Source organism: Amycolatopsis sp. NPDC003861 (assembly GCF_053605405.1).
The window spans coordinates 1-13,674 of sequence record NZ_JBSGJD010000254.1 but is presented as its reverse complement, the minus strand read 5'-3'; the positions used below and the strand labels follow the sequence as shown (position 1 = coordinate 13,674).

Below are 13,674 nucleotides of genomic sequence, written 5' to 3'. Positions count from 1 at the left end.
AACGCACCGAACGCCACATTGGGTGCGTTGGACGCACCGAACGCCACATTGGGGCGCATACGTCGCCGGCTCAGGATCCGGTGCGCAGGCCCTCGAAGGCCACCTTGCACACCGCGTCCGCCACCTCGGCCGCCGAGGAGCCGCGCCGCGGCTTGTACCACTCGATCAGCGAGTTCACCATGCCGAACACCAGCCGGGCCGTCACCGCCGGATCCACGTCCGGGCGGACGTCGCCCTCCGCCTCGGCCTGCTTCACCAGGTCCGTCACCAGCCGGTCGAACTCACGCCGCCGTGCCAGGGCCGCCCGCTCCACCTTCGTGTTGCCCCGCACGCGCAACAGCAGCGTCACGAACGGCAGCCGGTCCGCCAGCACCAGGACGCTGCCGCGCACCAGGTGCTCCAGCCGGTCGATCGCGCGCCCGTCCAGCCGGGCCGTCTCGGAAGCCACCTCGAACAGCCCGTCCAGCGCCCGGTCCACCGCCAGCCGCAGCAGCTCCTCCTTGCTGGGCACGTGGTGGTAGATCGCCGACTTCGTGATGCCGAGCTTGCGGGACAGGTCCTCCATGCTCGTGCCGTCGTAACCGCGCTCGTTGAACAGCTTCACCGCCACCTGCAGCAACGACTCCAGGTCGTAGCCGGGCCGCCCGCGCCGCGGCGTCGTCACGGCTTGTCCCGCTGGTCGACGATCCGCCGCATCTTGCCCATCGACCGCTCCAGCGTGTCCGGGTCGACGACGTCCACCGACACCGTCACCCCGACGCCGTCCTTGACCTGCGAGACCAGGGAGGCCGCGGCCTCTGAACGGGCGTCGGCGGAAGCGTCGTGCCGGGCCTCCACCCGCACGGTCAGGTGGTCGAGCCGGCCGCGGGTGGACCGGACGAGCTGGAAGTGCGGGCTCAACCCGTCCGTGCGCAGCACGATCTCCTCGATCTGCGTCGGGAAGACGTTGACCCCGCGCAGGATGATGAGGTCGTCGGTCCGGCCGGTCACCTTGGCCATCCGCCGGAACGCCGGCCGCGCGGTGCCCGGGTTCAGTTCGGTCAGGTCGCGGGTGCGGTACCGGATGATCGGCAGCGCCTGCTTGGTCAGGGACGTGAACACCAGCTCACCGGTCTCCCCGCCGCCGAGGACGTCTTCGGAGTACGGGTCGATCACCTCGGGGTAGAAGTGGTCCTCCCAGATGTGCAGGCCGTCCTTCGTCTCGACGCATTCCTGCGCGACGCCCGGCCCCATCACCTCCGACAGCCCGTAGATGTCGACGGCGTCGAGCGCGAACCGCTCCTCGATCTCCGCGCGCATCTGCTCGGTCCACGGCTCGGCGCCGAAGATGCCCACCTTCAGGGAAGAAGCCCGCGGGTCGACGCCTTGGCGCTCGAACTCGTCGAGCAGCGTCAGCATGTACGACGGCGTCACCATGATGACCTCGGGCCGGAAGTCGGTGATCAGCTGGACCTGCCGCGCGGTCATCCCGCCGGACGCCGGGATCACCGTGCAGCCCAGCTTCTCCGCGCCGTAGTGGGCGCCGAGCCCGCCGGTGAACAGGCCGTAGCCGTAGGCGACGTGCACCTTGTGCCCCGGCCGCCCGCCCGCGGCGTGGATCGAGCGGGCCATCACCGTCGCCCACGTGTCGATGTCCCGCTCGGTGTAGCCGACGACGGTGGCCTTGCCGGTCGTGCCGCTGGAGGCGTGGATGCGGCGGACCTGGTCCTGCGGCACGGCGAACATGCCGAACGGGTAGTTCTCGCGCAGGTCCTGCTTGGTGGTGAACGGGAACTTCGCCAGGTCGGCGAGCTCCTTGCAGTCGTCCGGGTGGACGCCGGCCGCGTCGAACTTGCGCGTGTACGCCGGAACGTTCGCGTAGGCGTGCCGGAGTGTCCACTGCAGACGTTCCAGCTGGAGGGCGGCCAGCTCGTCCGCGCTGATGTCCGTCTCGATCATGCACTGTCCCGTTTCGCGGAGAGGACGCGGCTGCGGCCGCGGAATTCGGCGACGACCTCGGGCCCGGCGGGGGTCTCCCGGTGGACCGTGACGTCGTAGAGGCCGTTGCGGCCGTAGCGGGTGCGCTCGGTGGCCGTGGCGACGAGGTGGTCGCCGAGCCGGCCGGCCGCGACGAAGGAGATGTCGGCGCCCGCGGCGACGGTCGCGGGGCCGTGGCTGTTGCAGGCGAGCGCGAAGGCCGTGTCGGCCAGCAGGAAGACGTACCCGCCGTGGGCGATGTCGTGGCCGTTGACCATCTCGCGCGTGATCGTCATGGCCGCCACGGCCCGGCCGCCGCCCGCTTCGACGAGTTCGATGCCCAGCGCGCGGGAGGCCTCGTCGGCGGCGAACATGGTGTGCGCGGCGTTGGTCATCTGCCCTCCGTCCCCACTGACCGAATGGACGGTCACTCGGCGGTGCCGCTCAGTAAAGGCAGTGGTCGGCGCCGGTGTCAAGCGCCGGGCCCTTCCGATCTTCGGGACCAGCGGCTACCATGCGATTAACTGAACGTCCGGTAGGTAATTCGGCGAGAGGGACCTGATGGCATTGCTGCGCAGCTACGTCTCCGGGAGCTGGCACACCGCGGCGGACGAGGGCGTCCCGCTGCATGACGCGGCCACCGGCGAGGAGGTCGCCCGGATCTCGTCGGCGGGCGTCGACTTCGCGGCCGCCCTCGAGTACGGCCGCGAAGTCGGCGGCCCGGCCCTGCGCGAGCTGACGTTCCACCAGCGTGCGGCGCTGCTCAAGGCGCTCGCCTCGCACCTGCGCGAGCACCGCGACGAGCTGTACGCCCTCTCCGCTCGCACCGGTGCCACCCTCGGTGACTCGAAGTTCGACATCGACGGCGGCATCGGCGTCCTGTTCAGCTACGCCTCGAAGGGCAAGCGCGAGCTGCCGAACGACACCGTCTACGTCGAGGGCAACGTCGAGCCGCTCTCCCGCGGGGGCACGTTCGTCGCCCAGCACATCGCGACCCCGCTGCGGGGCGTCGCCGTCCAGATCAACGCGTTCAACTTCCCGGTGTGGGGTCCCCTGGAGAAGTTCGCGCCCGCCTTCCTGGCCGGTGTCCCGAGCCTGGTCAAGCCGGCCAGCCAGACCGCCTACCTGACCGCCCGCGTGGTCGAGCTGATCATCGAGTCCGGCCTCCTGCCCGAGGGCACGCTCCAGTTCGTCGCGGGCAGCGCCGGCGACCTGCTCGACCACGTCACCGCGCAGGACCTGGTGTCCTTCACCGGCTCGGCGTCGACCGCGCAGAAGCTGCGGACCCACCCGGCGATCGTGCGCCACGCCGTCCGCTTCAACGCCGAGGCCGACTCGCTGAACTGCTCGATCCTCGGCCCGGACGCCGTCCCGGGCACGACCGAATTCGACCTGTTCGTCAAGCAGCTGACCACCGAGATGACGGTCAAGGCGGGCCAGAAGTGCACCGCCATCCGGCGCGCGTTCGTGCCGGCCGAGCTGCTTGATGACGTCGCCGCGGCCGCGTCGGAGCGGCTGGCGAAGGTGACGGTCGGCAACCCGGCGTCCGAAGGTGTCCGGATGGGCGCGCTGGCCAGCCTGGAACAGCGCGAGGAGGTCCGGCGGTCGCTGAAGGCGCTGCTGGACGCCGGGAGCGTCGTCTTCGGCGACCCGGAGCGGGTCGACGTCGTGGACGCCGACGCCGAGCGCGGCGCCTTCATCTCCCCGGTGCTGCTCAAGGCCGACCCCGAACGCTCCGAGCCGCACGAGGTCGAGGCGTTCGGCCCGGTCTCGACGCTGATGCCGTACACGTCCACCGAGCAGGTCGTCGACTTCGCCGCGCGCGGCGGCGGCAGCCTGGCCGGGTCCGTCGTCAGCGCCGACAAGGAGTTCGTCCGCGAGGTCGTGCTCGGCGCGGCGCCGTTCCACGGCCGCCTGCTGGTGCTCGACGCGGAGGACGCGAAGGAGTCCACCGGGCACGGTTCGCCGATGCCGCAGCTGGTCCACGGCGGCCCGGGCCGCGCGGGCGGCGGCGAGGAGATGGGCGGCATCCGCGGCGTGCTGCACCACCTGCAGCGCACCGCCGTGCAGGGCTCGCCGGCCGTGCTGTCCGCGGTCACCGGCCGCTGGGTCGCCGGCGCGCCGCGCACCGAAGGCGTGCACCCGTTCCGAAAGTCCCTGGCCGAGCTGAAGATCGGCGACTCGGTGGTCGCCGGGCCGCGGGTCGTTTCGCAGGCCGACGTCGACCACTTCGCCGAGTTCACCGGCGACACCTTCTACGCCCACACCGACCCCGAGGCGGCCGCGGCCAACCCGCTGTTCGGCGGGATCGTCGCGCACGGCTACCTGGTCGTCTCGTTCGCGGCGGGGTTGTTCGTCTCGCCCGAGCCGGGCCCGGTGCTGGCCAACTACGGCCTGGAGAACCTGCGGTTCCTCACCCCGGTCAAGGTCGGCGACTCGCTCACGGTGACGCTGACCGCCAAGCAGATCACCCCGCGGATCGACCAGGAGTACGGCGAAGTCCGCTGGGACGCCGACGTCACGAACGCCGAGGGCGAGTCCGTGGCCAAGTACGACGTCCTGACCCTGGTGTCGAAGGAGCAGCCGTGACGGCCACCGTTTCGCTGGAAGAACACTTCGAGCACACCATCGAGCGCGACCAGCGGATCGAGCCGCGCGACTGGGTACCCGAGGGCTACCGCAAGACGATGATCCGGCAGATCGCGCAGCACGCGCACTCGGAGATCATCGGCATGCAGCCCGAGGGCAACTGGATCACGCGGGCGCCGTCGCTGCGCCGTAAGGCGATCCTGCTGGCCAAGGTCCAGGACGAAGCCGGTCACGGCCTCTACCTGTACTCCGCGGCCGCGACGCTGGGCGCGGATCGCGCGGACCTGACCGACAAGCTGATCACGGGCAAGCAGAAGTACTCGTCGATCTTCAACTACCCGACGCTGACCTTCGCCGACGTCGGCGTGATCGGCTGGCTGGTCGACGGCGCCGCGATCTGCAACCAGGTGCCGCTGTGCCGGTCTTCGTACGGGCCGTACGCGCGGGCGATGATCCGCATCTGCAAGGAAGAGTCGTTCCACCAGCGGCAGGGCTACGAGCTGCTGATGACCATGATGAAGGGCACCGAGCAGCAGCGGGAGATGGTCCAGGAGGCCGTGAACCGCTGGTGGTGGCCGTCGCTGATGATGTTCGGCCCGCCGGACGCCGATTCGCCGAACACCGCGCAGTCGATGGCGTGGAAGATCAAGCGCCACACCAACGACGAGCTGCGGCAGCGGTTCGTGGACATGTCGGTGCCGCAGGCCGAAGCCCTCGGCGTCACGTTCCCGGACCCTTCGCTCAAGTGGAACGCCGAGCGGGGGCACTACGACTTCGGCGCCGTGGACTGGGACGAGTTCAAGAACGTCCTCAAGGGCAACGGGCCCTGCAACGCTTCGCGGATCGCGCACCGGCGCCGGGCCCACGAAGACGGCGCGTGGGTGCGGGAAGCCGCCGTCGCCCACGCCGCGAAGAAGGAGCACAAGTGAGCGAGCTGACTTCCGAAGGCGGCCACGGCGCCGTCCCCCTGGAAGGCGTCCCCGCCGCTCCGGGCACGGTCAAGCACGATTGGCCGCTGTACGAGGTGTTCGTCCGCGGCAAGCGCGGGCTGAACCACGTGCACGTCGGGTCGCTGCACGCGGCCGACGACCAGATGGCCCTGCACCACGCGCGCGACCTCTACACGCGCCGCAACGAAGGCGTGTCGATCTGGGTCGTGCGCGCGGCGGACATCACGGCGTCGTCGCCGGACGAGAAGGACCCGTTCTTCGCACCCAGCGGCGACAAGGTCTACCGGCACCCGACGTTCTACGACATTCCCGAGGATGTGCCGCACATATGAGTTTCGACAACGTGTACGAGGCCATCACCGAGGAGAACGACGCGCGCTGGGCGTTCGGCACCGGCTTCGAGGACCCACTGTCCGGAGTGGACACTTCGGTGCCGTCCGGAGTGGACGCCGCGCAGCTGGCCGCGTACTGCCTGATGCTGGGCGACGACGCGCTGATCTTCTCCCACCGGCTCCAGGAGTGGTGCACCCACGCGCCCGAGCTGGAAGACGAGGTCGCGATCGCCAACATCGCCCTGGACCTGCTGGGCCAGGCGCGGCTGCTGCTCGCGCGCGCCGGCAAGGCCGACGGCTCCGGGCGCACCGAGGACTCGCTGGCGTTCCTGCGTGCGGAGAACGAGTTCCGCAACGTCCGGCTCGCCGAACTGGGCGGCGGGCACTTCGGCCACCTGATCGCGCGCCTGTTCGTGTTCTCGACGTGGCGACTGGCGTTGTTCCAGCGGCTGGTGTCCTCCGTGGACCCGGTGCTGGCGGCGATCGCGGACAAGGGCGTCAAGGAACTGGCCTACCACCGCGACTACGCGGCGCAGTGGCTGGTCCGCCTCGGCGACGGGACGCCGCTGTCGCACGCTCGGATGCAGGAGGGCCTGGACGAACTCTGGCCGTACGTGGGGGAGCTGTTCCGCACGCACCCCGGGGAATTCGTCGACGCGGCGTCGCTGCGTCCGGAGTTCGACGCGGTGCTGGACCAGGCCCTGGCCGCGGGAACGCTTTCGAGGCCTGCTTCCGGTGAGCTGGCCGGCGTGTCGGGCCGGATGGGCCGCGACGGCGTCCACACCGAGTCGTTCGGGTACCTGCTGGCGGAGCTGCAGAGCGTGGCCCGGGCGATGCCGGACGCCCGATGGTGACCGCGGCGGCCGTGGCGGCCACCGTCACCGACCCGGAGCTGCCGATGCTGACGCTGGCGGACCTCGGGGTGCTGCGCTCGGTGTCGGAGTCCGAGGGCCGCGTGGTCGTCGCGATCACGCCGACGTACACCGGCTGCCCGGCGATGGACACCATGCGCGACGACCTGGAGCACGCGCTGGTCTCGGCGGGCTACCCGGACGTCGAGATCCGGACGCAGCTGTCGCCGGCGTGGACGTCGGACTGGATCTCCGCGGCGGGCCGCCGGAAGCTCGCCGAGGCGGGGATCGCGCCGCCGGGTGCCGCGCCGCGGCGGTCGGGCCCGATCCCGCTGACGCTGTCGGCGCCGGTTTCGCGGGTTTCTTGCCCGCACTGTGGTTCCGCGGACACCGAAGAGCAGTCCCGGTTCGGCGCGACGGCGTGCAAGGCGCTGTGGCGCTGCCGCGCGTGTCTGGAGCCGTTCGAGCACGTCAAGGAGATCTGAAGTGGCGCGGTTCAACTCCCTGAAGGTGGCCGGGGTCGAGCGGCTGTGCGACGACGCGGTCGCGGTGACCTTCGACGTGCCGTCGTCGCTGGCGGCGGAGTACGCGTTCAAGCCGGGCCAGTCTCTGACGCTGCGGCGTTCGATCGACGGCCGTGACGAGCGCCGGTCGTACTCGATCTGCGCGCCGGCTGGCGCGGCCCCGCGGGTGGGCGTCCGCCTGGTCCCGGACGGGTTCTTCTCGTCGTGGCTGGTGAACGAGGTCCGCGCGGGCGACACGATCGAGGTGGCCCCGCCGTCCGGATCGTTCACCCCGGATCTGTCCGAGGGCGGTCACCACGTCCTGATCGCGGCGGGTTCGGGCATCACCCCGGTGCTGTCGATCGTGTCGTCGCTGCTGAAGTCGTCCACGGCGACGGTGACGGTGCTGTACGGCAACCGCCGCACGGACACGGTGATGTTCGCGGACGAGCTGGCCGACCTGAAGGACAGCGCACCGTCGCGGCTCGAGCTGATCCACGTGCTGTCGCGCGAGCCCCGCGAGGCGGACCTGTTCACCGGCCGCCTGGACGTCCCGAAGCTGCGCACGCTGTTCTCCACTTTGGTACCGGTGGAGTCGGTGGACCACTGGTGGCTGTGCGGCCCGTTCGAGATGGTGTCGGGCGCGCAGGAGCTGCTGGCCTCGCTGGGCGTGCCTTCGTCGAAGGTGCACCAGGAGCTGTTCTACGTGGACACCCCACCGGCCCCGGTGGAGCACCTCGACCCGGCGGTGGCGGGGGAGTCCTCGGAGGTCTCGGTGGTCCTGGACGGCCGTTCGACGCCGATGACGCTGCCCCGTTCGTCGTCGGTGCTCGACGGCGCGCAGAAGTTCCGCCCGGACCTGCCGTTCGCCTGCAAGGGCGGGGTGTGCGGAACGTGCCGCGCCCGCGTGACGGAGGGCAAGGTGGACCTGCGGCGCAACTTCGCACTGGAGCAGGCGGAGATCGAGGCGGGCTTCGTCCTGACGTGCCAGTCGTACCCGGTCTCGGAGACCCTCACGGTCGACTTCGACGCCTGAGCTAGCCGATCCCTTCCTCGGCGTCCGCGAAGCCCCACTCACGGGCCAGGCGGGTCAGGGCTTTCGCCGCCCAGGCCCGCCGCTCGTCCCGGTCGAGCCCGATCGGGGCCACCACGGTCACCGCACCCTGCGGGCCCGGCAGTTCTTCCGGCTTCCCGAACGCCGAGAGGTCGACGACGGCCGGCAGGCTGGTGTCCGCCTTGACCTGAAGTGTCACGGTCGGGGGCGCCAGCAGTGCGGCGCACTCGGGGCTGGGGACGAGGGCGCCGGGGACCACGACGGTCGCGGTGTGCCACGCCGCCGTCCACAGTTCGACGATCTCGTTCGCCGTGACCCGTAGGCCGGCCGTGGACCCGTCCGGCCGCGCCGACGCCCACACCGCGAAATTGGCCTGGAACTCGACGGAAACCGTGACCGCCGAGGTCCAGCTGCCCGGAAGCAGGAGGCGCGCGACCGCGCGGACGGCCGTGCGCCCGTCGGCCGGCCTGCGCACGGTGTAGTCGTACCGGGCGTCCTGTCCGGTCTGGCGGACTTCCGGCCCGCTCGCCCGTTCCCACCGGCCCGGTGCGGTCCGGGCCCGCCGGAGGAGAGACAACGCCGGGAGGAGTGTGCTGATCGGCGCTTCCGGGAGCGCCGCTTCGATCAGGTCGCGAGTGCGCCGCGTGATCTCGACCTGGTCGTCGAGCTGCCACGGCAGGGTGGCGACGGCGCGCACGGTCAGATCCGCCGGCCCGGCGGTCGGCAGCCAGAAGGCTCCGGTGGCTTTCGTGTCCAGCCGGGGCCGGGGATGCCACCACGCCGTCTGCGTCGCGGGGTCGCGGTGCAGGACGCCCGCCTGCCAGGTGCCGTCGTCGAGGTCGACCGCACGGGCGGCGGCATCGAGCTGGCCCGAGGTGGGAAACCCGGGCCCGTCGGGGAAGCCGGGGAGGGCCGCGAGGTCGTCCCAGATCGGCCCGGCGACCACCACGGCCCGTTTGCCGGCGACCGCGCAGATCGCGGCGCCGCCGGTGAAGTGCTGGACGAAGCCGGGTCCCTCGCGGTAAGCCCGGCCGGTTGGGGTGCCCAGGCGGCCGCCGGCTCGGCGGGCGGCGTCTTCGAACGCCCGCTCGGTCCGTGTGGCGGCTCCTTCACCGATCCGGATGGCGGGAGTGCCGGGAACCGTCACGGAACCGGCGTTCCCCACCTGGATCACGACCCCGTGGACGTCCCCGGTGACCACGTTCCGGAAGGCCGGCGCCGGCTGCGGCCGTGGCGGAATCTGCCTCGGCCCGAGCACCGGACGTGCGCCCAGCGGCGGCACCTCGAGCTCGGGCTGGTCCAGCAGCATGCGCAGGAGCTTTTCGGCGCCCGCGACGGTGAAGTCCGAAACCGAGTACACCGTCGAAGTGACCGAGGCGAGGAACTCCGGCACGTCGCCCGGGCCGTGGCCGGGCAGCAGGAGAGGCACGAACCGCTTCAGCGCGTTCGGGTCGGCGTAGAACGCGTCGCGGACCTGCCGGGCCTTCCAGAGGATGCCGGGTCCCTCGTGCGCGCCGACGTCTCCGGCACTGCGGCGGTACGCGGGCGAGGCGATCACCAGGACGTAGTCTGCTTCGCGGAGCCGCCCCGCCGTCCACAACGCCCAGTCCCGGCGCTCGTTCGCTTCACCCAGGTCGAGCCGCGCGTCGACGCTGCAGGACCGGAGGAACCGCCACAGCCGGATCAGCTGATCCTCGTGCGAAGGGTCGTCCGGCTCGTCGGCGTACGAGAGGAGCACCTGGGTCACGCGCACCTCCCACCTCGTCCGCGCGAGGGAGGGATTCTACCGACTCGGGTCGCCGGTCAGAGCTTGCGGCGCCGGCGGCGTCGGGGCCGCGGTTCGGGCGCCGGGTCCTCCGGAGGCTCCTCCCGGGCCGCCGGGTCCGTCAGGCCCAGCATCTCCGCCGCCAGCTGCTGGGAACTCGCGAACATGCCCGTCGGGGCTTCGCTCGCCCGGCGCAGCGCCGACGGGCGGAGACGGTTGTAGCCGCGGACCGTCACCGGCCGGCGGGCGCGCAGGTCGTACGCCTTCTCGTCCGCCAGCTCCGCGGCCAGCTCGCGGTCGACCAGGATCGTGCCCGGGCGGGCCACCGAGGTCAGGCGGGCGGCCAGGTTGACCACCGAGCCGTAGACGTCGCCGAAGCGCGACAGGATGCGCCCCGACGCCAGGCCCGCGCGGACGGCCGGCAGCGTCTCGTCCGCCGACGTGCGCTCGGTCAGCGTCAGGGCGATCTCCGCCGCGTCGACCGGGGCGTCCGCCACGAACAGGACTTCGTCGCCGATCATCTTCACCACGCGGCCGTGGTGCTCGGCGATCACCTCGGTGGCCAGGGTCTCGAAGGCGTCGAGCACGCGGCTCAGCTCGTCTTCGCCGATCTGGCGCGTCAGGCGCGTGTAGCCGACCATGTCGACGAACCCGACCACCTGGGTGCGGGTCTCCAGGTGCTCGTCCGGGGCCGCGAACGCGCGTCCCGCGTAGGCCGCGAGGTGGCGGCGCCACACGAAGTTCTGGACTTGTTCCAGCTCCGGCAGCAACCGGTCGACCAGGCGCGTCACCTGGCGTTCGCTGCGGCCGAGCTCCGGCTGTTCCCGGATCAGCTGCCAGAGCATGTCGACCTGCCACTCGGCCAGCCGCGACAGGTGCTGGCCGAGCGCGCGCGTCACCGAGACCTCGATGCTCGGGTCGATCAGCCCCGACTGCACCAGCTGGTCGGCGGTCCGCATCGCCTCGACGTCGGCGTCGGTGAAGACGACCTCGTCGTCGCGCACGGTCGCGAACCCGAGCGCGCGCCAGAGCCGGCGTGACCGCTCGTCGGGCACGCCGGCCTTCTCCGCCACTTCGAGCCGGGTGTACTTCCGCCGGCCGCCGAGCAGGACGCGTTCGAGCCGCTGCTGAAGTTCCTCGCCCGGACCGGTCACGTCAGGTCGTGTGGACGATCAGCACGTCCACGCCGGACTTGCGGGCCACCTCGGACGGCACCGAGCCCAGGATGCGGCCGGCGATCGTGTTCAGCCCGCGGTTGCCGACGACCAGCAGGTCGGCCTCGCGCTCCTTGACCACCTTGCGCAGCGAGTCGACCGGGTCGCCCTTGACCGCGACCGTGTCGATCTTCTCCGCGCCCGCTCGCGCCGCGCGGTCCCGCGCCGACTGCAGGGTGTCTTCGGCCGGGGCCGAGCCGACGACCTGGTACGCCTCGTCGCCGAGGGCGTCCTGGGCCTTGTCGACGTCGGACTGGCTCGCCGGGTAGAACGCACACGCGATGACGAGCGTGGCGCCCGCGTCGCCGGCCACCGCCGCCGCGCGGTCCACCGCCGCGAACGAGGACTCCGAGCCGTCCGTGCCCACCACCACGGTCCGATATGCCGCACCCATGCGCAAAACCTCCAGGTGATCCCGCGTGAGCAGGGACGATAGCCGGTCGGTACCGACCGCGCAGGCTCGTCCGCGCCCGTGTCGGGTGGAAGGTTACTCGCCAGTCGCTTTCTGCGCTCCGCTCGCCCGGGGAGCGGGCTTCGGCGCCGCTTTGGGGGCCGCGGTGGCGGCGGGCTTGGCCGCGGGTTTGGCCCCGGGCTTCGGCTTCGGCACGTCGGAGGCGCGGATCCGGATGGTCTCCTCGACGTCGGTGACCCGCACGGTCTGCTCGGTGTCGTCCGGCTTGGGGTCGGTGACCAGGTCGGCCTTGACGTCGGCGGGCACCTTGACGTCGTCGCCGAGGACGGTGTGCGCCTCGGCCAGCACGGCCCGCGCCGCCCGGACCTGCTCGGCGAGCCCGCCGCGCACCTTCCGCAGCGCGTCGACCCGCTCGTTCGCCTGGGTGATCCGCCGGTTGGATTCCTCCGTGGCCGACGTCACGCGGCGCCGCGCCTCGTCGGCGGCTTCGGCGAGCCGCGCGTTGGCCTCGGTGATCGAGTCCTGACGCCGCTTGTTGGCATCCGCGACGGACTCCCGCTGACGGCGGTCGATGTCGGCCTTCGCGGCCTTCTCTTCTTCGAGGACCTTCGCCCGGATGTCGGCGGCGTCCTGCGTGGCCTCCTGGACGCGCCGCGCGGCCTCGGCCTTGCTCGCGGCTTCCTGTTCGGCCAGCACCCGCATCGCCTCGGTGCGGCGCGAGGCCATCGCGATCTCGAAGTCCTCTTCGACCTTGGTGCGCCGATCCTGCGACTCGGTGTCGAGCCGCTTGCGCTCGGCCTCGGCCTCGTCGGTGATCTTCTTGGCCTCGGCGCGGGCGTCTTCGAGGACCTTCCGGTGCTCGGCCTCCATCTCCTTGCGCCGGAGGTCGAGTTCGGTGAGCAGCTGCTCGTACCGGGCCCGCATGGCACTGGCATCGGTCTCGGCCTTGGCCCGGATGTGCCCGGCCTCGGCTTCGGCACGGGCGCGCGTGTCGGCGGATTCGTCCTGCGCGAGCCGCAGCATCCGCTGCAACCGTTCGGACAGGCCTTCGACGCTCGTCGGCGGCTGGGCAAGCCGGTCGACCTGCCCACGCAGGTCCGCGATCTCGCCGCGCGCGATCTCCAGCTGGCGGGCAAGGTCCCCCGCCTGCGCAATGGCGGCGTCCCGATCCGCGGTGAGCATCTTCAGATCGGCATCCAGCCGTTCAAGGTGCTCATCGACCTGCGCTCGGCTGTACCCGCGCTTCGCCACGTCGAAGCCGGCTCCCAGCGGCACAAGCTCCCGTTCATCGCCAAGGCTCATGGGGCCTACCGTAGTCGCAGTCCGGTCACGGAAGGGTGAGCACCCGGGCGGTGCGCCGAACGAGCGGTCTCCCGCGGCGAAAGGAACCGCCGGAATCGCCTGGTTCTTCGGCGCTTCCTGGCGCCGGCAGTCAGCGCGCTGACGGCGGTCCCCGGCGCGGCGAGCAGGGCGGCTTCCGGTGCCGAGATCAGGCCGGTTCCGGCCGGCTCGGGACCGGGCGGGCTTCCTGCACCGGGACTGGGTGAGTTCCGGCCGCGGGAGCGGGCCGGTTCCGGCCCAGGGTGGGGTTTAGGTCGCGGGGCCAGGTGGGCTTCGGCCGCGGGAGCGAGCGGGCTTCCGGCCTTGGGGGCCGGGTGGGTTTCGGCCGCGGGAGCGGGCCGGGTTCCGGCCCGGGGCCCGAATGGGGTTTGGCCGCGGAGCCGGATGGGCCTCGGGCCGCGGGGCCAAGCGGACCTCGGCCGCGGGAGCGAGCAGGCTTGCGGCCCTGGGAGTGGGCGGGCTTTCGGCCGCGGGTCCGGGCGGCTTCGGCAGCGGGCGCGAGCCGGTTCTCGGCGCCGGGAGCCGACCCGCTCCCGGCGCCGTCGGGCGTCAGGCGCCGCGGAATGCGTTGATGCCTTCGATGTGTTTGGCGCGCTTTTCTTCGTCGCGGATGCCGAGGCCTTCTTGGGGGGCGAGTGCGAGGACGCCGACCTTGCCTTGGTGGGCGTTGCGGTGCACGTCGAGGGCGGCCTGCCCGGTCTCCTCCA

The 13,674-nt window shown here is 71.8% G+C and carries 13 protein-coding genes and 1 pseudogene; 6 read left to right on the top strand and 8 right to left on the bottom strand.

Translation table 11 applies throughout. The annotated features are described in order from the left end of the window. Positions 1-70 precede the first annotated feature (70 nt). The 3 genes from ACWEVN_RS39810 to paaI are packed head-to-tail and all read right to left on the bottom strand — an operon-like array spanning position 71 to position 2,351. Positions 71-664 carry a TetR/AcrR family transcriptional regulator gene (locus ACWEVN_RS39810; RefSeq protein WP_452054727.1) on the bottom strand — a complete coding sequence of 198 codons (594 nt, stop codon included), beginning with the start codon at positions 662-664 and terminating at the stop codon, positions 71-73. Next, entirely contained in the window at positions 661-1,938 is a 1,278-nt protein-coding gene (gene paaK / locus ACWEVN_RS39805) for a phenylacetate--CoA ligase PaaK (RefSeq protein WP_452054726.1), read from the bottom strand. The genes ACWEVN_RS39810 and paaK overlap by 4 nt, the downstream gene beginning before the upstream one ends. Then, the gene (gene paaI / locus ACWEVN_RS39800; RefSeq protein ID WP_452054725.1) at positions 1,935-2,351 is read right to left on the bottom strand and encodes a hydroxyphenylacetyl-CoA thioesterase PaaI; all 417 of its coding nucleotides are present in this window, start codon (positions 2,349-2,351) and stop codon (positions 1,935-1,937) included. The genes paaK and paaI overlap by 4 nt, the downstream gene beginning before the upstream one ends. A 166-nt stretch (positions 2,352-2,517) precedes the next feature. On the opposite strand from paaI, the gene paaZ reads away from it, so the two are divergent. From paaZ to paaE, 6 genes are read left to right on the top strand one after another with little or no spacing between them, the layout of a single operon-like run. Beyond that, positions 2,518-4,545, top strand: a complete 2,028-nt coding sequence (paaZ, locus tag ACWEVN_RS39795) for a phenylacetic acid degradation bifunctional protein PaaZ (protein WP_452054724.1) — start codon at positions 2,518-2,520, stop codon at positions 4,543-4,545. Continuing rightward, positions 4,542-5,474, top strand: a complete 933-nt coding sequence (paaA, locus tag ACWEVN_RS39790; RefSeq protein ID WP_449685860.1) for a 1,2-phenylacetyl-CoA epoxidase subunit PaaA — start codon at positions 4,542-4,544, stop codon at positions 5,472-5,474. The genes paaZ and paaA overlap by 4 nt, the downstream gene beginning before the upstream one ends. A gap of 38 nt (positions 5,475-5,512) precedes the next feature. Beyond that, entirely contained in the window at positions 5,513-5,827 is a 315-nt protein-coding gene (paaB, locus tag ACWEVN_RS39785; protein ID WP_310977595.1) for a 1,2-phenylacetyl-CoA epoxidase subunit PaaB, read from the top strand. Then, complete coding sequence (gene paaC / locus ACWEVN_RS39780; protein WP_452054723.1) at positions 5,824-6,681, top strand: 1,2-phenylacetyl-CoA epoxidase subunit PaaC; 858 nt, start codon at positions 5,824-5,826, stop codon at positions 6,679-6,681. Before paaB ends, paaC begins: the two co-directional genes overlap by 4 nt. Continuing rightward, complete coding sequence (gene paaD / locus ACWEVN_RS39775; RefSeq protein WP_449685858.1) at positions 6,675-7,163, top strand: 1,2-phenylacetyl-CoA epoxidase subunit PaaD; 489 nt, start codon at positions 6,675-6,677, stop codon at positions 7,161-7,163. The genes paaC and paaD overlap by 7 nt, the downstream gene beginning before the upstream one ends. A gap of 1 nt (position 7,164) precedes the next feature. Next, on the top strand, positions 7,165-8,217 hold the full coding sequence (paaE, locus tag ACWEVN_RS39770) for a 1,2-phenylacetyl-CoA epoxidase subunit PaaE (protein ID WP_449685857.1): 1,053 nt from the start codon (positions 7,165-7,167) through the stop codon (positions 8,215-8,217). 1 nt (position 8,218) lies between these two features. Here paaE and ACWEVN_RS39765 read toward each other — a convergent pair whose 3' ends face one another. From ACWEVN_RS39765 to ACWEVN_RS39745, 5 genes and pseudogenes are all read right to left on the bottom strand, one after another. Further along, positions 8,219-9,982, bottom strand: a complete 1,764-nt coding sequence (locus ACWEVN_RS39765) for a TIR domain-containing protein (protein ID WP_452054722.1) — start codon at positions 9,980-9,982, stop codon at positions 8,219-8,221. Positions 9,983-10,038: 56 nt separating this feature from the next. Continuing rightward, a complete protein-coding gene (locus tag ACWEVN_RS39760; RefSeq protein ID WP_449685855.1) occupies positions 10,039-11,154 on the bottom strand; it encodes an adenylate/guanylate cyclase domain-containing protein in 1,116 nt (371 codons plus the stop codon). Between the two features lies 1 nt (position 11,155). After that, entirely contained in the window at positions 11,156-11,608 is a 453-nt protein-coding gene (locus ACWEVN_RS39755; protein WP_354808118.1) for a universal stress protein, read from the bottom strand. Positions 11,609-11,701: 93 nt separating this feature from the next. Beyond that, positions 11,702-12,928 carry a chromosome segregation protein gene (locus tag ACWEVN_RS39750; RefSeq protein WP_452054721.1) on the bottom strand — a complete coding sequence of 409 codons (1,227 nt, stop codon included), beginning with the start codon at positions 12,926-12,928 and terminating at the stop codon, positions 11,702-11,704. 588 nt (positions 12,929-13,516) lie between these two features. Then, positions 13,517-13,674: pseudogene (locus ACWEVN_RS39745) on the bottom strand (crotonyl-CoA carboxylase/reductase); the annotation flags it as partial.